Origin of the sequence: Mangrovicella endophytica, from assembly GCF_002893625.1 — a bacterium.
Lineage (GTDB): Bacteria > Pseudomonadota > Alphaproteobacteria > Rhizobiales > Rhizobiaceae > Mangrovicella > Mangrovicella endophytica.
The window spans coordinates 107603-127515 of the sequence record NZ_PKMZ01000010.1; the positions used below are offsets into that span (position 1 = coordinate 107603).

The 19913-nt window shown below is 67.2% G+C and carries 15 protein-coding genes; 9 read left to right on the top strand and 6 right to left on the bottom strand.

Features of this window, described 5'->3' with window-relative positions; translation table 11 throughout:
* Positions 1 to 23: 23 nt before the first annotated feature.
* Together C0R46_RS17510 and C0R46_RS17515 are read right to left on the bottom strand one after the other, a co-directional pair.
* A complete protein-coding gene (locus C0R46_RS17510) occupies positions 24 to 1442 on the bottom strand; it encodes a sensor histidine kinase (protein WP_157944680.1) in 1419 nt (472 codons plus the stop codon).
* Positions 1439 to 2116: a response regulator transcription factor gene (locus C0R46_RS17515; protein WP_102960954.1), complete on the bottom strand. Its 678-nt coding sequence runs from the start codon at positions 2114 to 2116 to the stop codon at positions 1439 to 1441. The genes C0R46_RS17510 and C0R46_RS17515 overlap by 4 nt, the downstream gene beginning before the upstream one ends.
* Positions 2117 to 2470: 354 nt before the next feature.
* On the opposite strand from C0R46_RS17515, the gene C0R46_RS17520 reads away from it, so the two are divergent.
* Positions 2471 to 3172 (top strand): phosphatase PAP2 family protein, encoded by a 702-nt coding sequence (locus C0R46_RS17520; RefSeq protein ID WP_102960955.1) that lies wholly within the window; start codon positions 2471 to 2473, stop codon positions 3170 to 3172.
* 164 nt (positions 3173 to 3336) lie between these two features.
* Here the strand turns inward: C0R46_RS17520 and C0R46_RS17525 are convergent, their stop codons facing one another.
* The 3 genes from C0R46_RS17525 to ubiG all read right to left on the bottom strand — a co-directional run bounded on the left by C0R46_RS17525 (position 3337) and on the right by ubiG (position 5376).
* Positions 3337 to 3816 carry a Dps family protein gene (locus tag C0R46_RS17525; protein WP_102960956.1) on the bottom strand — a complete coding sequence of 160 codons (480 nt, stop codon included), beginning with the start codon at positions 3814 to 3816 and terminating at the stop codon, positions 3337 to 3339.
* A gap of 105 nt (positions 3817 to 3921) precedes the next feature.
* Positions 3922 to 4404 (bottom strand): hypothetical protein, encoded by a 483-nt coding sequence (locus C0R46_RS17530; protein ID WP_157944681.1) that lies wholly within the window; start codon positions 4402 to 4404, stop codon positions 3922 to 3924.
* A 225-nt stretch (positions 4405 to 4629) separates the two neighbouring features.
* Positions 4630 to 5376 carry a bifunctional 2-polyprenyl-6-hydroxyphenol methylase/3-demethylubiquinol 3-O-methyltransferase UbiG gene (gene ubiG, locus C0R46_RS17535; RefSeq protein ID WP_102960958.1) on the bottom strand — a complete coding sequence of 249 codons (747 nt, stop codon included), beginning with the start codon at positions 5374 to 5376 and terminating at the stop codon, positions 4630 to 4632.
* Between the two features lie 182 nt (positions 5377 to 5558).
* Between ubiG and C0R46_RS17540 the strand changes: the two genes are divergently transcribed.
* From C0R46_RS17540 to clpB, 8 genes are all read left to right on the top strand, one after another.
* On the top strand, positions 5559 to 6002 hold the full coding sequence (locus C0R46_RS17540; protein ID WP_102960959.1) for an SRPBCC family protein: 444 nt from the start codon (positions 5559 to 5561) through the stop codon (positions 6000 to 6002).
* Entirely contained in the window at positions 5989 to 6342 is a 354-nt protein-coding gene (locus C0R46_RS17545; protein WP_102960960.1) for an ArsR/SmtB family transcription factor, read from the top strand. The genes C0R46_RS17540 and C0R46_RS17545 overlap by 14 nt, the downstream gene beginning before the upstream one ends.
* A gap of 177 nt (positions 6343 to 6519) precedes the next feature.
* Positions 6520 to 7773 carry an aspartate kinase gene (locus tag C0R46_RS17550; protein WP_102960961.1) on the top strand — a complete coding sequence of 418 codons (1254 nt, stop codon included), beginning with the start codon at positions 6520 to 6522 and terminating at the stop codon, positions 7771 to 7773.
* A gap of 178 nt (positions 7774 to 7951) precedes the next feature.
* Entirely contained in the window at positions 7952 to 10216 is a 2265-nt protein-coding gene (gene ptsP, locus C0R46_RS17555; protein WP_102960962.1) for a phosphoenolpyruvate--protein phosphotransferase, read from the top strand.
* A gap of 111 nt (positions 10217 to 10327) precedes the next feature.
* A complete protein-coding gene (prfA, locus tag C0R46_RS17560) occupies positions 10328 to 11407 on the top strand; it encodes a peptide chain release factor 1 (RefSeq protein WP_102960963.1) in 1080 nt (359 codons plus the stop codon).
* On the top strand, positions 11404 to 12288 hold the full coding sequence (gene prmC, locus C0R46_RS17565) for a peptide chain release factor N(5)-glutamine methyltransferase (RefSeq protein WP_245413650.1): 885 nt from the start codon (positions 11404 to 11406) through the stop codon (positions 12286 to 12288). The genes prfA and prmC overlap by 4 nt, the downstream gene beginning before the upstream one ends.
* Positions 12289 to 12637: 349 nt before the next feature.
* The gene (locus tag C0R46_RS17570) at positions 12638 to 13783 is read left to right on the top strand and encodes a DUF4167 domain-containing protein (protein WP_198598393.1); all 1146 of its coding nucleotides are present in this window, start codon (positions 12638 to 12640) and stop codon (positions 13781 to 13783) included.
* A gap of 304 nt (positions 13784 to 14087) precedes the next feature.
* Positions 14088 to 16709 carry an ATP-dependent chaperone ClpB gene (gene clpB / locus C0R46_RS17575; RefSeq protein ID WP_102960965.1) on the top strand — a complete coding sequence of 874 codons (2622 nt, stop codon included), beginning with the start codon at positions 14088 to 14090 and terminating at the stop codon, positions 16707 to 16709.
* A 139-nt stretch (positions 16710 to 16848) separates the two neighbouring features.
* On the opposite strand, the gene C0R46_RS17580 is transcribed toward clpB, so the two are convergent.
* Complete coding sequence (locus C0R46_RS17580) at positions 16849 to 19755, bottom strand: autotransporter family protein (protein WP_102960966.1); 2907 nt, start codon at positions 19753 to 19755, stop codon at positions 16849 to 16851.
* Positions 19756 to 19913 lie beyond the last annotated feature (158 nt).

Sequence of the window (19913 nt, forward strand, 5' to 3'; positions counted from 1 at the left end):
CAGCGGCGGCTGCAGGAGAGGCGCTAGAGAATTTCGGAGCCCGACAGCTTGGTTTCGTCCGGGGACGAGGGGGCCAGACTGAAGATCAGTCGAAACGCTGCGCCGCTCAGTGTGGGCTCCAGGCTGAAGCTCCCTCTCATACGCCGCATGGCCGTTTCACATATCGAAAGTCCGAGCCCGCTTCCGGAGCGAGCATCGTCGTTGCCACGAACGAAGCGGGCGAAGCCCGAACGGGGAAACCGCTGTGGCAGCCCCGGACCCGTATCGGCAAATAGAAGCGTTCCGTCGTTGAAGATGGAGACCTTCACCAGGCTGCCGACTGGCGTGTGCTTGCGGACGTTGTCCAGGAGATTTCGCAGGATCAGCGCGATCAATGTCGGATTGCCGATGATCTGGACGGGTGAGTCCAGCCCGTCCGCCTCGAGCAGCCATCCGGCGGACACGAGCCGCGGGGCCGCCTCCTGCAGGACCTGGGCCACCGTCTCGCCGAGATGAAGCGATTGCAGGGAAAAGGCCGTGCTGCCGTCCAGCCTGGCGATTTGCAGCAACTGCTCGATCAGGCGGGCCATCGCATCGATGTCTTGCATGGCCGCATCCCGGTCCGGATCGGATGCAAGGCTCTCCAGCCGCAGCCTGAGATCGGCAAGCGGCGTCCTCAGCTCATGCGCGGCATGGATGGAGAAATCGCGTTGGGCGACCGCACCCGCCCTGATGCTGTCCAAGGCATGGTTGACGGCGGCAATCAACGGCTGGACCTCCGCAGGTGCCGATGAGCCGGCGAGCCGCTGATGCCCCAGATTGTCGAAGGTGATTCGCTCCGCCTGCGCAGCCACGCGCCGAAGCCCGCGCAGACTGACGCGAACGATGCTCACCGCCGTGATCACCACGACGATGAGCATGATCAGCGCTGCCCATCCCAGCTCTTCGAGAGATTGGGCAAAGAACGTGTTGGCTAGAGCGGCGACATCCGAACGCGATCGTGCCAGCCGGAGCCATACTCCGAACTCCGGCACGTAGAGTTCAGCGATCAGGACCGGTCCGGTGCCATCGAGCGTCGCTCCGCTTAAGAGAACAGGTTCCGGCTCCGCTGATCGGGGCCGTCCGGCCGGAGCGTTGGCGGCGGAGCGATCCAGCACTGTCCCCGCGGCATCCATGACGGTGTAGCCGTAGACGGGCCGGGTGCCCGACAGCAGTCCCGTATAAGGCGGGTCGATCTCTGACGACGGCTGGAGCGGGGGGGCGAACACGACAGTGCCGTCAGGATTGCGCCGAAGCGATCCCGCCCATTCCTCGATTTGAGCGGACAGCCCGCGTTCTTCTATGTCGAATTGGCCGCGCGTGAACTCCATAGACAGGATCATGCCGGTGCCGATCAAGGTCAGCGCGGACATCACGGTCACGACGACCGCCAGCCGCACATCGAGACGATAGGACCGTCTCAAGATAGGGTCTCGCACAGGATGTAGCCGAGGCCCCGCAGCGCCTTGACCTCGACTGTCGCCCCAGCCTCCGAGAGCTTCTTACGAAGTCGATGAACCAGCGTCTCGATCGCGTTGTCCGACCAGTCCTCGTGAAGCGCATAGAGATGTTCGCCCAGCATGCGCTTCGGCGTTACGCGCTCGCCGGCACGGATCAACTTGTCGAGCGCCGCATGCTCCTGAGCGGTCAGCCTCACCTCGCGGTCGGCCACCGTCAGGCTCATGTTATGAGGGTCGTAGAGGAGATTTCCCAGACGAAACTCGGTCGCCGTGATCTCCGCGGAGCGTCGGCGCAGCGCCCTCAGCCGTGCCAGCAACTCTTCGGTTGCAAACGGCTTGACGAGATAATCGTCGGCCCCCGCATCCAGTCCAGCCACCCGGTCCCCGATCTCGTCCCGCGCTGTGAGCATCAAGGTGGGCGTCCGCAGACCGGCGGCGCGAGCCGACCTGACGAGCGCCCGCCCATCGCCATCGTCGAGCATGACGTCCACGATGCAGAGGTCGTATGCTGCTATCTTCCACGCCGCCCCGGCGTCGGCGACCGTTGCGAACACATCGACCGCATGGCCGGCCTCGGTCAGCCGCCGCGACAGGCTCTCGGACAGCAAGCGATCATTCTCGACGACCAGGATCCGCATCACCGCTCTCCATCACCTGACCTCGGCTGGTCGACATGAAGCTCACTCTGCTGACGGGTCGTTCTCTTACGGCTGTGCGTATGTCGGCGACGTTGCGGGCGCTTTCAGGTTGATGGTGTCCACCCTTTCGAGCGCCGCTGGCCTTGTGACGGTCCTCTCATCCGGAGCCTGCTCGATCAATCTCTGGATGAGGGTTCAAGGCAAATAGGCGGCATGCTGCCGCCCGGCGGCGCTACCGACAAGGGCGGGCGTCATCAGCGCCGCGAGCGCCGGGTTGAACTCATCGAGCGAACGCCACCGCTCGGAGCCTCAGTCTGCAAGTTTTCTGCAAGTTAGCCAGCGCATGCGCCGGCTATGAGCACAATCCTAGCCAATCCCGCCTCATCTGGCGCGAGATCGAACCATCCGATCATCGCGTTCTCATTCGCGATTCTCGTGACCAGCGCGTTTTTCTGGTTCTTTCCAGACGTGGACTTGGTGGTCAGCCGCTGGTTTTTCAGCACCAGTGACGGCTTCAACCTGTCGAGCGATGCAAACCTGCAATGGCTCCGCAAGAGCTCGCCCTGGGTCATCACCGGCGTGGTCGCCTTTATCCTGGCCGGCATGCTCCGCGCGGCCATCGACGGCACCTTGGCCTGGTACCGCCTGCGAAAGCCCATCTGGCTGCTGTCTGGACTGGCCCTCGGTCCGGGCCTGCTCGTGAACGGCCTCCTGAAGGAACACTGGGGCCGACCGCGACCCATCCACCTCAATGTCTTCGGAGGCGACGCAGAACACCAGATGGTTTGGGTGATCAGCGATTGGTGCGATCGGAACTGTTCATTTGTCAGCGGAGAGGCTGCCTCGTCGGCCTGGCTCGTCGCCGCGGCCCTCGTGACCCCCAAGCCCGTGAGGCTGGCTGCAACAGCCACGGCCCTTGTCTATGCCGGATCGCTATCGCTGAACCGGATCGCCTTCGGCGGACACTTCCTGTCGGATGTCGTCCTCTCCTGGCTCATTTGTGGGCTGGTGTTTGCCGTTCTTCATCGCGTCATCGTCGAGCGGCAAGAAGGCTGACCGGCTGCGGCTGCCATAATGGCCGCTGCGGGGAAGGTCGGCCGGACTCCTCTGTTTCCAACGACGGTCCGGCTGCCGGGTAAACTGCCGCCCACCCGGCACGAAAAAAAAGCCCGCCGGATCCGATCCGACGGGCTTTCCTGCATGCTCGACCGTTGATGCGATCAGGCGGTGGTCTTCAGATGCGCGCGCAGCATCCAGGCGAACTTGTCGTGCACCTCAATGCGGGCGGTGGCGAGGTCGTTGGTCGCCCAGTCGCCATGCTCCTCGGCGACCTCGGCCAGCGCCGAGACGGTGGAGGAGAGCGTCTCCTGGTCGGCGAGCATGACCGCGATCATCTCCTTGGCATCGGCGCGACCGTCATGCTCCTCGATCGCGCTGCGCTCCAGGAACACGGAATAGCGGCCCTCGGCATGAACGTCGAACTGCTTGATGCGCTCGGCGAGGATGTCCTGACCCTCGAAGTGGTCCTCGTAAATCTTCTGGAACAGCTCATGCAGCGGGCCGAAGGCCATGCCGGTAACGTTCCAGTGGAAGTTCTGCGCCTTCATGGTGACGACCGAGGTCTCCGCCAAAGCCTGCGTCAGGCCCTCGACGATCTGTTCCTTGGCCGTCGGTTCGATCTTGGCTGCGACCAGTCCCATCACGCTCTCCATGTCTTCGGCCAGCGGCCGACATTGCTGTTTAGAATGACTCCAAACTAACCATGCGGCAGGCCATAATCAAGTACTGTTTGGAATGATTCCAAACTAGCTTCGGGCGTCCATCGCGCGGACCATTCCGGCAGACAGAAAGCGCAGCCAACGCTGGCTTTCCGGCGAGACCCGCCAGGCGACAAGCGCCTTGGCACCGGCATCGTCGCCCCGGCGCCAGGCCGAGACGAGCCGCAGGAGCCAGCGCTCATCATCGCTGATGGCGCGGGCGCCCGGCCGGTAGAACGTCATCGAACGCCGGGCCTTGCCGGACAGTCCGCGGAAGAACTGGATGGAGAAGCGCTCGAAGGAGGCGTCCGGTTCCCCGGCGAGCACGTAACAGGCCTGCTCGAGATCGGGGCGCGGCGCGAGCTGGCTGCGCAGCGCCAGCCAGCGCAGTCGGTCGAGGTCCATGCGCTCGGCATCGGTCGGCGCCGGCGGCGACAGCATCGCCGCCGAAGTCGGGCAGCTGCGCGGGAAGGGCAGCACCATGGGTGCTTCGTCCGCGCCGACGACTCGAAGGATTGCTACTGCCGACATGCACTCTGCCTCGCATTCGCCAGCGCAGACCCCGTCAGGATCGGCGCCGCAGAAAAGGTGACTGCTTGGATCAGGGATTGCTCTAGCAGATCATCGCGCCGCCTGAAACCGCCTGCGGCCGACTTTCGCACCGCTCGCCGCGACGGGTCGGGGCAGCATCCAGGGCGGTGTGAACCCCCGGTCACCGTGCTTGGCTCCGGCGGGCGCTACATGAGACGTGCCTTCTCAGCCGGGGCGGCGCGCCAGCATCATGTAGTTGACCGAGCGGTCGCGCGAGCGGCGCCATTCGTCGGCCAGCGGATGATAAACGACGCCCGTCGCGTCGATCATCTGCAGTCCGGCCTGTTCCAGCGGTCCCGCGATCTCGTCGGGGCGCACCAGCCGCTTGAACTCGTGCGTACCCTTCGGCAGCCAGCCCAGCACATATTCGGCTCCGACGATGGCAAAGCCGTAGGCCCTCAGCGTCCGGTTGATAGTCGCGACGAAAAGGAGACCGCCCGGCTTCACCATGGCGGCGCAGGAGGACAGGAACAGCGGCACGTCGGCGACATGCTCGACGATCTCCAGTGCCAGCACCACGTCGAAGGTCTCGCCGCCCGCCGCGATCGCCTCCGCGGTGGTCGCGCGGTAGTCGATGGACACGCCGCTCTGCGCGGCATGGAGCTTGGCGACCTCGATGTTGAGGTCGGCCGCATCGGCGCCGACGACGCTTGCGCCGAGGCGCGCCATCGGCTCGGAGATGAGGCCGCCGCCGCAGCCGATGTCGAGGATGCGCAAACCTTCGAACGGCTTCGTCGACAGCATGTCGCGGCTGAAATTCGCGGCGACCTGCTCGCGGATATAGGCGATGCGCACCGGGTTGAACTTGTGCAGCGGCTTGAACTTGCCGGCCGGATTCCACCATTCCTGCGCCATGCGGGCGAAGCGGTCCACCTCGCCGGCGTCGATGGTGCTGCGCTCGGCATTGCTCATGGCCGCATCCTTCTTGTCCGCTCGCTCATCCTGCCGCCAAGGTTCCGTCCGCCGGTGGAAAGTCAAGCGGCGCGGCCGGCGGCGCTGTCGGCAAACCGAGTCGCGCGACCGGCCCGGGCGGGTCTCGCCCTTGCGCTGCAGCCGGCCCCTCCGCTAAGAAAGAGCAACCGGGAGGTTGCGCAATGTCCGACAGTATCGAGAAGATGGTGGATCTGAGGGCCCCTGTGGAACGGGTCTGGCGGGCGATCACCGATCACGTCGAATTCGGCACCTGGTTCAGGGTGAAGCTCGACGGGCCGTTCGTTCTGGGCGAGCGGACGACCGGGCGCATCACCTATCCCGGCTACGAGGGCATTGCCTGGGCGGCAACCGTCGAAGCGATGGAGCCGATGCGCCTCTTCGCCTTCCGCTGGGCCCATCCGGAGCGCTTCGACGCACCACGGGACGACGATCCGACCACGCTGGTCGAGTTCCGCCTGTCGGAGGTGGCGGGCGGCACCCGGCTGGTGATCGTCGAATCCGGGTTCGATGCGATCCCGCCGGAGCGGCGGCGCGAGGCGATGCGCAACAATGAGGGCGGCTGGCGCGAGCAGCTCGGCAACATCCGCGTGCATGTCGACGGGTGATGCGGCGGCGCCAGCCCCGGCAGGCGCCGTCGGGAATCACGCGGCCGTCTTCGCGGCCCTCGGCGACGCGACGCGGCTGTCGCTGCTGATGCGGCTCAGCCGCGGCGACGCGCAGTCCATCAGCGCCCTTGCCGCCGATACCCGGCTCACCCGCCAGGCGATCACCAAGCACCTGCAGGTGCTGGAGGAGGTCGGGCTCGTCGGCGGCGCGAAGATCGGGCGCGAGCACCGCTACGGCTTTCGCCCCGAACCGCTGGCGCACGCCATGAGCTGCCTCCGGTCCGTGGCGGCCCAGTGGGACGATGCCATCGGCCGTCTGCAGGTCTTCGTCGGGGACTGAGCCGCGAGGGGTGTGGGCTGACGCCGGGCCCTTCGCGACGGCCTTTGCGATCCTTGCGGATGCGAGGGTGATCAGTTACGTAACGGCCGCCCTGCCACCGGCGCGATTTGGCGCCCGGCTGCGGCTATCTGTCTTCTTCGGGCTTCTTCGGCTCGATCCAGAGCAATCGATCCTTCCATGGCGCGTCTCGTCCTGAAATTCGGCGGCACCTCCGTCGCCGACATCGCCCGCATCCGCAACGTCGCGCGCCACGTCAAACGCGAGGTCGACGCCGGCCACGAGGTGGCGGTTGTCGTCTCCGCCATGTCCGGCAAGACCAACGAGCTCGTCGGCTGGTGCCGCGACGCCTCCGCCCTGCATGACGCGCGCGAGTATGATGCGGTCGTTGCCTCGGGCGAGCAGGTGACCGCCGGCCTCCTCGCCATCACGCTGCAGGACATGGGCATCAATGCCAGATCCTGGCAGGGCTGGCAGATCCCGATCCGCACCGACACGGCGCATGGCGCCGCGCGCATCCAGGAGATCGAGGGCAGCGATCTCATCCGCCGCTTCGCGGACGGACAGGTCGCGGTGATCGCCGGCTTCCAGGGACTGGCGCCGGACAACCGGATCGCGACGCTTGGCCGTGGCGGCTCCGACACGTCGGCGGTTGCGATCGCGGCGGCGATCAAGGCGGACCGCTGCGACATCTATACGGATGTCGACGGCGTCTACACGACCGACCCCCGCGTCGAGCCGAAGGCGCGGCGCATGAACCGGATCTCCTTCGAGGAGATGCTGGAAATGGCGTCGCTCGGCGCCAAGGTCCTGCAGGTGCGCTCGGTCGAGCTCGCCATGGTCCACAAGGTGCGCACCTTCGTGCGTTCGTCCTTCGAGGACCCGGACGCCCCCGGCATGGGCGACTTCGACAACCCTCCGGGAACCCTCATTTGCGACGAGGATGACATCGTGGAACAGCAGGTCGTAACCGGCATCGCCTATGCCAAGGACGAGGCGCAGATCTCGCTTCGCCGCGTCGAGGACCAGCCGGGCGTGGCCGCGGCGATCTTCGGGCCGCTCGCCGATGCCGGCGTCAATGTCGACATGATCGTCCAGAGCATCTCCGAGGACGGCACCCGCACGGACATGACCTTCACCGTGCCGGCGAGCGATCTCGGCAAGGCGACGGCCCTCCTCGACAAGGCCAAGGGGCAGATGCGCTACGACGCCATCCAGAGTGAGGCCGGCCTCACCAAGGTCTCTGTGATCGGCATCGGCATGCGCAGCCACACCGGCGTCGCGGCGACGGCCTTCAAGGCGCTGGCGCAGCGCGGCATCAACATCCGCGCCATCACCACCTCGGAGATCAAGATCTCGATCCTGATCGACGGCGAGTTCTCCGAACTCGCCGTGCGCACGCTCCACTCGGTCTACGGTCTCGACAAGGGGTAAGGCGGCGAGCCTCGCAGGCGGCAGCGCCGCCTGCCGCTATCGCCGTTCGTTCGGATTCCATAGCGTCGAGGTTCTGTGCTTTAAGGGTTCTTGATCGCAGACGGGAGAATCGCCCGGCTGCGGCGGCGGGATCGACGAAGGTCCCGCCGGCGATGTTCAGAGACGGAAGACGGCCTCGATGAGAAGCGATTCGGAAGGTCCGCGCGTCCTCATGCGCCGTATCCGGGAGCTCATGGCCGAGCCCCTGGAGGCTCAGGCGCGCCTCGACGAAATCGTCCGCCAGATCGCCCAGAACATGGTGTCGGAGGTCTGCTCGCTCTACGTGCTGCGGGCGGACGGCGTGCTCGAACTCTTCGCCACCTACGGCCTCAATCCGCGCGCCGTCCACCTGGCGCAGCTGCAGCTCGGCCAGGGCCTCGTCGGCACCATCGCGGCGACCGCGCGTCCGCTGAACCTCTCGGACGCGCAGAAGCACCCCGCCTTCACCTATCTGCCGGAGACCGGCGAAGAGCCCTTCCAGGCCTTTCTCGGCGTTCCGATCCTGCGCGCCGGGCGCACGCTCGGCGTGCTCGACGTCCAGAACCAGGAGAAGCGCGCCTATCGCGAGGAAGAGATCGAGGCGCTGGAGACGGTCGCCATGGTGGTCGCCGAGATGATCGCCGCCGGCAGCCTCGAAGGCCTGGCGCGTCCCGGGGTCCAGCTGGACCTGACGCGGCCGGTCACCTTCGGCGGAACGGGTCTGTCCGAAGGCATCGGCCTCGGCCATGTCGTGTTGCACGAGCCGCGCGTCGTCGTCACCAACCTCTTCAACGAGAATGCGGAGGCCGAGGTCCTGCGTCTCGGTCAGGCGCTCGCATCGCTGCGCGCCTCGATCGAGGACATGCTGGGCCGCGGCGACATCGCGGCGGAGGGCGAGCACCGGGCGGTGCTCGAGGCCTATCGGATGTTTGCGCATGACCGCGGCTGGGTGCGCCGGCTGGAGGAGGCGGTGCGCAACGGCCTGACGGCGGAAGCTGCGGTGGAAAAGGTGCAGTCGGACACGCGCGCCCGCATGCTGCACATGACGGATCCTTACATCCGCGAGCGCCTGCACGACTTCGACGACCTCGCCAACCGGCTGCTGCGACAGCTGATGGGCGGTGCCGAGACGGTGGGCGCGGTGCAGCCGCAGGATGCGGTGATCATCGCCCGCTCGATGGGCGCGGCCGAGCTTCTCGACTACCGCCGGGACCAGATCCGTGGCCTCGTGCTGGAGGAGGGGGCGCCGACGAGCCATGTCGTGATCGTCGCCAGAGCCCTCGGCATTCCTGTCGTCGGTCAGGTCAAGGGCGTCGTCTCCATGGCGGAGAACAACGACGCCGTGATCGTCGACGGCGACGATGGCGGCGTGCATCTGCGTCCGCCCTCGAACATCGAAAGCGTCTTTGCCGAAAAGGTGCGCTTCCGCGCCAAGCGTCAGGAGCGCTTCCGGGCGCTGCGCGACGTACCGGCGGTGACGAAGGACGGCGTCGCCATCGACCTGATGATGAATGCCGGCCTGCTCGTCGACCTGCCGCAGCTTTCCGAATCGGGCGCGGCCGGCATCGGCCTGTTCCGCACCGAGCTGCAGTTCATGGTCGCCTCGACCCTGCCGAAGGCGAGCGACCAGGAGCGGCTCTACGCGGCGGTTCTGGATGCGGCCGGCGACAAGCCGGTGACGTTCCGGACGCTCGACATCGGCGGCGACAAGATCCTGCCCTATCTCAGGCACTCGCCGGAGGAGAACCCGGCGCTCGGCTACCGGGCTCTGCGGCTTGCGCTCGATCGTCCCGGCCTGATGCGCACGCAGCTGCGGGCGCTCCTGAAGGCTGCCGGCGGCCGCGAGCTACGGGTGATGCTGCCGATGGTGACGGAGCTGTCGGAGCTGCGCCGCGCCCGCGACCTGATCGACCGCGAACGCGACCATCTGGAGCGCTTCGGTCACAAGCAGCCCGCAAGCCTGAAGCTCGGCGCGATGATCGAGGTGCCATCGCTGTTGTTCCAGCTGGACGAGCTGATGCAGCTCGTCGACTTCGTGTCCGTCGGCTCGAACGACCTTTTCCAGTTCTTCTCGGCGGCCGACCGGGGCAATTCGCAGCTTGCGGGGCGCTTCGACGATCTGTCGCCGCCGTTCCTCAAGGCTCTGAAGAGCATCGTCGATGCGGGTGAGCGCAACGGCGTCGGCGTGACGCTGTGCGGCGAGATGGCGGGCCGGCCGCTGTCGGCGATGGCGTTGATCGCGCTCGGCTTCCGCTCCATATCCATGACGCCCGCGGCGATCGGCCCGCTGAAGGCGATGCTGGTCGAGCTGGATGTCGGCGCCCTGGCCGACTGGATGAACCAGATCTTTGCCAAGCCCGACGGTGCCGGCAGCATGCGCATGAAGCTGATCGAATTCGCCGAAGCGCACGGCGTTCCGCATTAGCCGGCGATCGCGTCAGTAACAGTCCGGCAGCGGGATGCTTCCCTGCGGAGGCGTCCGCTGCTGCGGCCAGCCTCTGCGCCGCCTTCAACGACCTTTTCTTCCGGAATATGAATGGCAAGTCTGCCCACCAAGACCATGGACGACATCCTGCGGCGCTTCGCCTATCTCGAGGCCGAGATGGCGAACGGCGGGGACCGTGACACCTATTCCAAGCTCGCCTCCGAATATGCCGGGCTGGAAGAGGTGGTCGCCGCGATCAAGGCCTTCCGCACGGCCGAGGCGCAGCTGACCGAGGCAAGGGCGATCCTCGACGATGCGTCGGCCGACAAGGAGATGCGCGAACTTGCAGCCATGGAGATCGACGATCTGCGCGATCGCCTGGAAACGCTGACGCACGACATCCAACTGGCGCTTCTGCCGAAGGACGCCGCCGACGAAGGCGGCGCGATCCTCGAAATCCGCGCCGGCACCGGCGGCTCCGAGGCCGGGCTCTTCGCCGGCGATCTCTTCCGCATGTATCAGCGCTATGCCGAATTGCAGCGCTGGAAGGTGGAACTTCTCTCGGCCAGCGAGGGCGAGGTCGGCGGCTACAAGGAGGTCATTGCCTCCATCAAGGGGCGCGGCGTCTTCTCGCGCATGAAGTTTGAATCCGGCGTCCACCGGGTCCAGCGTGTGCCCGAGACCGAATCCGGCGGGCGCATCCACACCTCCGCCGCCACCGTCGCGGTGCTCCCGGAGGCCGAGGACATCGATATCGAGGTCCGCCCCGAGGACATCCGCATCGACACGATGCGCTCGTCGGGCGCCGGCGGTCAGCACGTCAACACCACCGATTCGGCAGTGCGCATCACCCATCTGCCGTCCGGCATCGTGGTGACGTCTTCGGAAAAGTCGCAGCACCAGAACCGGGCGCGGGCGATGCAGGTGCTCAAGGCCCGCCTCTACGACATGGAGCGTCAGCGTGCCGACAGCGAACGCTCCGAGGCCCGCCGCAGCCAGGTCGGCAGCGGCGACCGCTCCGAGCGCATCCGCACCTACAATTTCCCGCAGGGGCGGGTGACCGACCACCGCATTAACCTCACCCTCTACAAGCTCGACCGCGTGATCGAAGGCGAGATGGACGAACTGGTGGAGGCGCTGGTCTCCGATCATCAGGCGACGCTGCTCGCCGCCGTCGGCAACGACGGGTGAGGCAGCCGGCGGCAACGATCGGCGAGACGCTCGCCGCGCTGCGGCGGCGCTTTGCCGGCGCCGGCCTTGCGACTCCGGATCTCGACGCCCGCCTGCTGGCGGCCGAGTGCTTCGGGCTCGATCGCACCGGTCTGATGCTGCGCAGCGCCGAGACCGCTGATGACGACGCCATGATGCGGCTGCAGGCCATGGCCGAGCGGCGTCTCGCTGGCGAGCCGGTGCACCGTATCCTCGGCCGCCGCTTCTTCTTCGATCACGAGTTCGCCCTGTCGCCGGCGACGCTGGAGCCGCGCCCGGACACGGAAATCCTGGTCGAGGCGGCTCTGCCGGTGATCGAGGCGATCATTGCCAGGCGCGGCGCTTGCGTCTTCGCCGATATCGGCACCGGAACAGGGGCCATCGCCGTGTCGCTGCTCGCCCGCTGCCCGGCTGCCGTCGCGGTGGCGATCGATATCAGCGCAGAGGCGCTCGGCACCGCCTGTCGTAACGCAGAGATCGCCGGCGTCAGAGACCGCTTCTTTCCGCTCCTGTCGGATTACCTCGCCGCCGTCGGCGGACCCCTTGATGCGGTGGTGTCCAACCCACCATATATCTCGACAGAGATCATCCGCGGGCTCGACCGCGAGGTGCGTGAGCACGATCCGCTGCTGGCGCTCGATGGCGGCAGCGATGGGCTGACGGCTTATCGCACCATCGCCGCGCAGGCGCCGCGGTGCTGCTCGGGCGGCCCGGTGCTGCTGGAGATCGGCGCCGGACAGGATGAAGACGTCACCCGGCTCTTCGAGGAGCAAGGCCTTTATCTCGCCGCATCGGCGGATGATCTAGGCGGGGTGACGCGGGTGTTGCACTTCGAGGCGTCCGACGGGTTGCGCCAAGCTTGAGAAGCCACCGTTTGCAGGGCTCACGCCCTAGAAAACACTTGTAGCGCGGGAGCGATGCCTCTAGTGTTCAAGCACACTGCGGATAAATCGAGGGGGACATCCCTTTGAGCCGGATGCCGATTGGCTCATCCGGAGGGATGCTCGAGAGGGTCTTTGGGCCTTCCGCGCCGCTAGCGACCGTGTGTCGAGGCTGAACCGACTGACAATCAACCGGATACGGCGTTACGCGGAGTAGCGCCGCAACGGCAGGGTAGCGCTTGTGCCGCTCCTGCCACGAGGGGCCCCACCGGCTGCGGCCGGAGAATCCAAAGACAGGAAGAGCATGAGGCCAGGACAGCAGAAAAACCGTATGCGCGGTCGCGGACGAAAAGGTCCGAACCCGCTCTCGCGGAGCTACGAGTCGAACGGCCCGGATGTGAAGATCCGCGGCACGGCCCAGCATGTCGCCGAGAAGTACACGACACTCGCGCGCGACGCTGCGGCCTCCGGCGACCGCGTCATGGCCGAGAACTACCTCCAGCATGCCGAGCACTACAACCGCATCATCGCGGCGGCTCAGGCGCAGTTCCAGCCGCAGCGCGACGAGCGGGACGGCCGCTATGAGGACGAGGACGAGGGCGACGTCGAGGGCGATGACGGCTACGAGACGCAGTCCTATCGCGTCCCCGAGGGCCAGCCCTACCGTCAGGAAGGGCAGCCTTACCGCCAGGATGGCCAGTCCTTCCGCAATGACCGTGGCAATGGGCAGGAGCGCGGCGGACAGCAGGCGCGCGGCGAGCGTAACGATCGTGGCGAGCGCCAGGAGCGCTTCGACCGCAACGGTCGTAACGAGCGCGGTGATCGCAACGACCGCAACGACCGCGGCGACCGTCGTCAGGGTCAGAACGGCCAGCGTGACCAGCGCGACCGTTTCCAGCCGAATGGCACGGGTCCGCAGCCCTTCATGCGCGACGGGCGCGAGGACGAGGACGGCGACGAGCAGCCGGTGATCGGCGGCGAGCGCCGCCGTGAATTTCAGCCGCAGCGCGAGCCGCGGCAGGAGCGGGGCGAGCGGTCCGAGAGGGGTGAGCGCGGCGAACGCGGCGAGCGTCCTGAGCGGCAGAACCGCTTTGAGCGAGCCGAGCGCCCGGAGCGCATCGAGCATCAGGATGAGGTCGAGCAGCCCGAGGTGGTGATGCCGGTCGCGGCGGACAGCACTGTGGCGCCGCAGAGCGATGACGGTGTCGAAGCGCCCGCTCCGGTCGAGGCGCGCCGCCGTGGCCGTCCGCGTCGCGAGCGCGTCGAGGCAGCGCCCGCTGCCGAGGCGTCGGTTGCCGCCGAGGCGCCGCAGCCGGAGACCGAACAGCCGGTTTCCGCTGCCGAATCCGCAGCAGCCGAGGGCGAGGTCAAGCCGAAGCGCCGTCCGGGCCGTCCGCGCAAGAAGAAGCCGGAGGACGAAGGCGGCGAGGGCGATGTCGGCGAACTGCCGGCCTTCCTGATGGCCTCCAACGGCTGAGCCGTAAGGCTTCTGACGCAGGAGCCATTTCTCGGCTCTGTCAGACCACGAACCAGAAGCGTCGCGGTTTCCGCGGCGCTTTTTTGTTGAGCTGCCGGCGGCGCCCGCCCGCGTTTCTAAGTTGCCGGCGGGCGAGCGCCCCGGCGGTTGCAAAATTCGACGGCTCGCGTCCCGCGGCCTCTTCCGTGCCGCCCGGACAATCTCCATATCTTCCGTCGAAGGGCTCGCCGTTACGGGAGCCCTACTCCGCAACCCGCGCTGCCGCGCCTCCGAGGAGGGCGGCGTGCCGAAAGGAGCGAACAGGATGAATATCGAGAAGTATAGTGAGCGCGTCCGCGGCTTCATTCAGGCCGCGCAGACCATGGCGGTCTCGCGCGATCACCAGCAGTTCACGCCGGAGCATCTCCTGAAGGTCCTCGTCGATGACGAAGAGGGCATGGCGGCCGGCCTCATCGACAAGGCAGGCGGTCGCTCGCGCGACGTGCGTCTCGCCGTCGATGCCGCACTCGACGCGATGCCCAAAGTCTCCGGCGGCGGCAGCCAGATGTATCTCGCCCAGCCGCTGGCCAAAGTCTTCGCCACCGCCGAGGAGATCGCCAAGAAGGCGGGCGACAGCTTCGTTACCGTCGAGCGGCTGCTGCTGGCGCTGGCGATGGAGAAGTCTGCCAAGACTGCCGACATTCTGAAGCAGGCGGGCGTTACCCCGGCCGGCCTCAATGCCGCGATTAACGAGCTGCGCAAGGGCCGGACCGCCGATACCGCCTCGGCCGAGCAGGGTTATGACGCGCTGAAGAAATACGCCCGCGACCTCACATTGGATGCGCGCGAAGGCAGGCTCGACCCGGTGATCGGACGCGACGACGAGATCCGCCGCACCATCCAGGTCTTGTCGCGCCGCACCAAGAACAATCCCGTCCTCATCGGCGAGCCCGGCGTCGGCAAGACCGCGATCGCGGAAGGCCTGGCGCTACGCATCGTCAATGGCGACGTGCCGGAATCCTTACGCGACAAGCAGCTGATGGCGCTCGACATGGGCGCGCTGATAGCCGGCGCGAAGTATCGCGGCGAGTTCGAGGAGCGCCTCAAGGCCGTCCTCTCCGAGGTACAGGCCGCGGCCGGTGGCATCATCCTCTTTATCGACGAGATGCACACGCTGGTCGGCGCCGGCAAGGCGGACGGCGCGATGGACGCCTCCAACCTTTTGAAGCCCGCGCTCGCCCGCGGCGAGCTCCACTGCGTCGGCGCAACGACGCTGGAGGAGTATCGCAAGCATGTCGAGAAGGATGCAGCGCTCGCCCGCCGCTTCCAGCCGGTCTTCGTCTCCGAGCCGACGGTCGAAGACACGATCTCGATCCTGCGTGGCCTGAAGGAGAAGTACGAGCAGCACCATCAGGTGCGGATCTCGGACTCCGCCCTCGTCGCCGCCGCGCAGCTCTCCAACCGCTACATCACCGACCGCTTCCTGCCGGACAAGGCGATCGACCTCGTCGACGAGGGCGCTTCGCGCCTGCGCATGCAGGTCGATTCCAAGCCGGAGGCACTGGACGAGATCGACCGCCGCGTCATGCAGCTGAAGATCGAGCGCGAGGCGCTGAAGAAGGAAACCGACGACGCCTCGCGCGACCGGCTGGAGCGGCTCGATGCCGAGCTCGCCGACCTCGAGGAGGAATCCGCCCGGCTGACCGCCGCCTGGCAGGCGGAGAAGTCGAAGCTTGGTCTTGCCGCCGACCTCAAGCGCCGGCTCGACGAGGCGCGGACGGAGCTTGCCAGCGCCCAGCGCACCGGCGAGTACCAGAAGGCCGGCGAGCTCGCCTATGGCGTCATCCCGCAGCTCGAGCGTGAGCTGAAGGAGGCCGAGACCCGCGACGGCTCGAAGGCGGCCTCGATGGTCGAGGAGACGGTCACGGCCGACCATGTCGCGCAGGTCGTCTCGCGCTGGACCGGCATCCCGGTCGACAGGATGCTGGAGGGCGAACGCGACAAGCTCCTGCGCATGGAGGACGCGATCGGCAAGCGCGTCATCGGGCAGGGCGAGGCGGTGCAGGCGGTCTCCAAGGCCGTGCGGCGCGCCCGCGCCGGTCTGCAGGATCCGAACCGGCCGATTGGCTCGTTCATCTTCCTCGGACCGACGGGCGTCGGCAAGACCGAGCTGACCAAGGCACTGGCGAGCTTCCTCTTCGACGACGAGACGGCGATGGTGCGACTCGACATGTCGGAGTTCATGGAGAAGCACTCCGTCGCCCGGCTGATCGGCGCGCCTCCGGGCTATGTCGGCTACGAGGAGGGTGGCTCCCTCACCGAGGCGGTGCGGCGGCGGCCCTACCAGGTCGTCCTGTTCGACGAGGTGGAAAAGGCGCATCCGGACGTCTTCAATGTCCTTCTGCAGGTGCTCGACGACGGGCGTCTGACGGACGGGCAGGGGCGTACGGTCGACTTCCGCAACACGCTGATCATCATGACCTCCAACCTCGGGGCGGAGTATCTGACCAGCCTCACCGACGAGCAGGACGTCGACAGCGTCCGGCCGCAGGTGATGGAGATGGTCCGGGCGGCCTTCCGGCCGGAGTTCCTGAACCGCGTCGACGAGATCATCCTGTTCCACCGGCTGCGCCGGTCGGAGATGGGCGCGATCGTCGACATCCAGATGGCCCGGCTGGAAAAGCTGCTTGTCGATCGCAAGATCCAGATCGCACTCGACGAGAGCGCCCGCGAGTGGCTGGCCGACAAGGGCTATGATCCGGCCTATGGTGCGCGGCCGCTGAAGCGGGTCATCCAGCGCGAGGTGCAGGACCCGCTCGCCGAGAAGATCCTGCTCGGCGAGGTGCGCGACGAAAGCCGCGTGAAGATCACCGCCGGATCTGACCGGCTGATCTTCCATGTCGTCGGCTCGAAGGCAAATGCCGAGGGCGATCGCGTCGCCGCCTGAGGCGCCTGACCGTCAACTCGACGAAAAGGGCGGGCTTTGCGGCCCGCCCTTTTCGTGTCTTGCACAGCGTTCACGGCGCTGCCGTTCCGTCGGTCGCCGGTCCGGCTGCGGCCTTCGTTGGACCCCCCGCGGCCGCCGGTCAGAAGCGGACGCTGAGCAGGGCCGAACCGGTCTGGCTCTCGGTGCCCGAGCCGAACACGCCGTCGTAGCGCGCCGTCACTGAAACCGTCTCGCCCACGTCCACCGTCAGGCCGGCGCCGGCGACGAAGCGGTCTTCGGCAACGCCGGCCGCCGTCGTCGAGAAAGACGCGTCAACGATGGGGATAACGCTCGTCGCGGTGACGTCGAGGTCGCCGAAGGCGCGCTGGTAGCCCACCGACAGCGTCGGCGTCAGGGCCGCGTGCTCCGTTTCGAAGCGGCCGCCGACGACGAGGTTCAGCCCGGCGAAGCCTCGGTCCGCATCCTCCGAGCCGGCTGACAGGCCGAGAATGGCGGCATCGGTCTCGTCGAAGCCGCTGCGGTGGATGCCGACGAGGTCCAGTGTCGCTTCCGGCGCCAGGACGATGTTACCGGCGAGGCCCGCCTGCTGGGCAAGATTGTAGGATGCGGCAAAGGACGCAGCATAGAGATCCGCGTCGCCGGAACCCTCTGCCGTCAGATCCGCGGTGACGCCGCGATGGCTGTCGAGGTCGGCACGGCCATAGGCGAGCGCGCCCGACAGCGAGGTGAGGCCGTCGGTCCAGCCGGCATAGAGGCCCACATGGCCGGTCTCCGCCTCCGTGCCGCCGCTGCCGGCGTCGATGTCGGTCTTGCTGTAGCCCGCCGCCAGCCCGAGCGTCAGTGATCCGCCGGCCAGCCCGCGGGTGATCGCAAGGCCGGTGGCGAAGCCGTCGACATCGGCGTCATAGCCGCCATCGACCTCGCTGTTGGTGTGGAGCCCCGCCATCCAGGCATGCGGCGCAAGATCCACTGCGGTCGTGTCCGTCGGCGCTCTGAGGTCGGGATAGCCATAGGTGCCGCCGCTGCTGCCCGAACCGTCCCCGGAGCTCACGCCGGCACCGGCTGCGAGCGGCACGCCGCCGAGCCCGTTCAGCGCCTGCCGGCGCAGCGTGCCCGAGAAGGCCGCGCCAGTTTCCAGCAGCGCCGACAGCGTTTCTGGGTAGAGCGACTTGTCGCTGAAGCTGCCATCCTCGGCGCTGACGCCAAGGCCCAGCAGGACCGCGTTGCCGTCATAGACTGGCAGAACGTCGAGATCCGGAAGCTCGTCGCGCACGGCCGCGAATGCGCCGGTGACGCCACCTTCGGCCGTCAGGATTGCGGATCCGGTCGCGCGAGCCAGTGCATCGGCCGTGCCGTCCACCCAAAGCACCGCGTCGTTGATGTCAGCTGCACCGCCGGCGGCAAGAAGGCCATGGGTGCCGTTGGCGGCAACGCTGATGGAGAGTGCGGCATCGGGCGACAGCGTCACGTCGCCGGCGACGTCGAAGCGCTCCAGCCCCTCGCCTGGTGCGATGATCGAGAAAGGATCGGCCTGCAGGCTGCCGATCAGGCCGGTACCGGTCAGGACAGCGCCGCCGAAGACCGTGAGGTCGAGGCCCGCCATCTCCGCATCCACCGCCAGGATGCCGTTCTCGACCTCGCCGCTCACAGCGAGGCTGGAGGCATCGCCGTCCAGCGTCCAGCGCCCGAAGCCGATCTTGCGGAAGCGCTCGAAGCCGTCGGTCTGCTCCACGTCGCCGAGGCTGAAGGCAAAGCGCGCCTCTGTGTCCGCCGCGCCGCTGAGTACGAAGGTGTCGACGTCGTCCGGGGTGATCGAGTTGCCGTCGTCGTCGTAGTCGTCGGCATAGATCAGGCCCTGCAGCCTGTAGGTCGGCTCCAGGATCACGGTATCGTCACCGGCGCCGAGATAGATGGCAAGCGAATCCGCGTCCGGGCCAAGCACCGCGCCGGCGATCGACACCGTCGTGTCTACAGCGCGCGTGAAGATGTTGACAGGCAGGTCGGCAATGGCGGCGTTCAACTCGGAGGAGACGGTGCCGGTTTCCGTCACCCGTACCAGGACGAAGGGGTCTTCCTCGGGTCCGCCGCCGGCCAGAATGCCGTTGGAAGCCCTCACCTGCACGCCGTGCCCGTAGTCGCCATGCGCCTCGACCGTGCCGGCGATCAGGATGTCGGCCAGCATGGGGGTGTCGTAAATGTCCGCCGAGCCGATCGCCGCGATGCCGCTCGCCTCGGCACCGTATACGGCGACATGCCCGCTCTCGCCCACCGTCACCACTGAGCCCTGCCAGAACGTGATCCCGTCGGCGGTGTCGGCGCCAAGGGTGTGCGGTTCGCCATAGGTCGTGATCGATCCATCCACGAGAATTTTGGCGTTGCGGAAAGTGCTGATGCCGGGCGATCCCGTGCCATATGTCTCGATGGAGCCGGTCTCGGTAACCCAGATCGAGGCGTTGTTGCGTGCGATGACCCCGCTCGAGGGCTGGTCGCCAAGACCGCTCCCGGCCGGACCTTCCGTCACGATCGAGCCGGCGATCGTGACGGAGGAGTCGTCGTCAACGTTGATGCCGTCGGCGCGGCTGCCGGTGGTAGTGATCGTGCCGCCTTCGCGCAGGAAGATCGCGGCGCGATCGCCCGCCCGGACGGCGGCAGCGCCCTTGCCACTGGTCAGAATGTTGCCGACGGTGACGGTGGCGTCGTCGCCGACATCGATGGCGTCGGAGCCGTCGCCGAGGATGGGTGCGTTGTTGGCGGCGTCTATGGTCGCGCGGTCGCCGAGGACAACGGCCGATTGAGCGAAGGTCGGCGCGATGCCTCCGTCAGGGCCAACGACGCGGACGGTGACGTCGTTGATGCCGTCGCCCTGCACGCCGGTAGTGTCCGCACCGCCGTCGGGCGTGCAGATCACCGTTTCTCCGTCCGTCGGTGCCGAGGTCGAGCAGGCCGCGCCCGCATCCTCGGCGAGGCTGAGCCCCGCGGCGAGGGCAAGAACGGATACCGAAACACGGCAGGCGCGGCGGAGTCTCATCTGCGGGGCTGCCGGCATGTCGCGTCCTTTGCGGGCGGTATTGCCACTTGGTAGCAGGGACCGGTCGGTGGACGGGAGAGGATGGCGCGGGTTTCAAGGTCGCGGCGGGCGGAATAAACCAGATGTTGCCGCGCCGTCACACCGCCGCAGGGTTGCGTCGACTGCCTTGGCCAGGC

Coding starts and splice junctions, on each gene's coding strand:
- C0R46_RS17520 (WP_102960955.1), top strand. CDS start 2,471: ATGAGCACAATCCTAGCCAATCCCGCCTCATCTGGCGCGAGATCGAAC.
- C0R46_RS17525 (WP_102960956.1), bottom strand. CDS start 3,816: ATGGGACTGGTCGCAGCCAAGATCGAACCGACGGCCAAGGAACAGATC.
- ptsP (WP_102960962.1), top strand. CDS start 7,952: ATGAGAAGCGATTCGGAAGGTCCGCGCGTCCTCATGCGCCGTATCCGG.
- C0R46_RS17540 (WP_102960959.1), top strand. CDS start 5,559: ATGTCCGACAGTATCGAGAAGATGGTGGATCTGAGGGCCCCTGTGGAA.
- C0R46_RS17515 (WP_102960954.1), bottom strand. CDS start 2,116: ATGCGGATCCTGGTCGTCGAGAATGATCGCTTGCTGTCCGAGAGCCTG.
- C0R46_RS17570 (WP_198598393.1), top strand. CDS start 12,638: ATGCGCGGTCGCGGACGAAAAGGTCCGAACCCGCTCTCGCGGAGCTAC.
- C0R46_RS17580 (WP_102960966.1), bottom strand. CDS start 19,755: ATGCCGGCAGCCCCGCAGATGAGACTCCGCCGCGCCTGCCGTGTTTCG.
- C0R46_RS17545 (WP_102960960.1), top strand. CDS start 5,989: ATGTCGACGGGTGATGCGGCGGCGCCAGCCCCGGCAGGCGCCGTCGGG.
- C0R46_RS17550 (WP_102960961.1), top strand. CDS start 6,520: ATGGCGCGTCTCGTCCTGAAATTCGGCGGCACCTCCGTCGCCGACATC.
- C0R46_RS17530 (WP_157944681.1), bottom strand. CDS start 4,404: ATGTCGGCAGTAGCAATCCTTCGAGTCGTCGGCGCGGACGAAGCACCC.
- ubiG (WP_102960958.1), bottom strand. CDS start 5,376: ATGAGCAATGCCGAGCGCAGCACCATCGACGCCGGCGAGGTGGACCGC.
- clpB (WP_102960965.1), top strand. CDS start 14,088: ATGAATATCGAGAAGTATAGTGAGCGCGTCCGCGGCTTCATTCAGGCC.
- prfA (WP_102960963.1), top strand. CDS start 10,328: ATGGCAAGTCTGCCCACCAAGACCATGGACGACATCCTGCGGCGCTTC.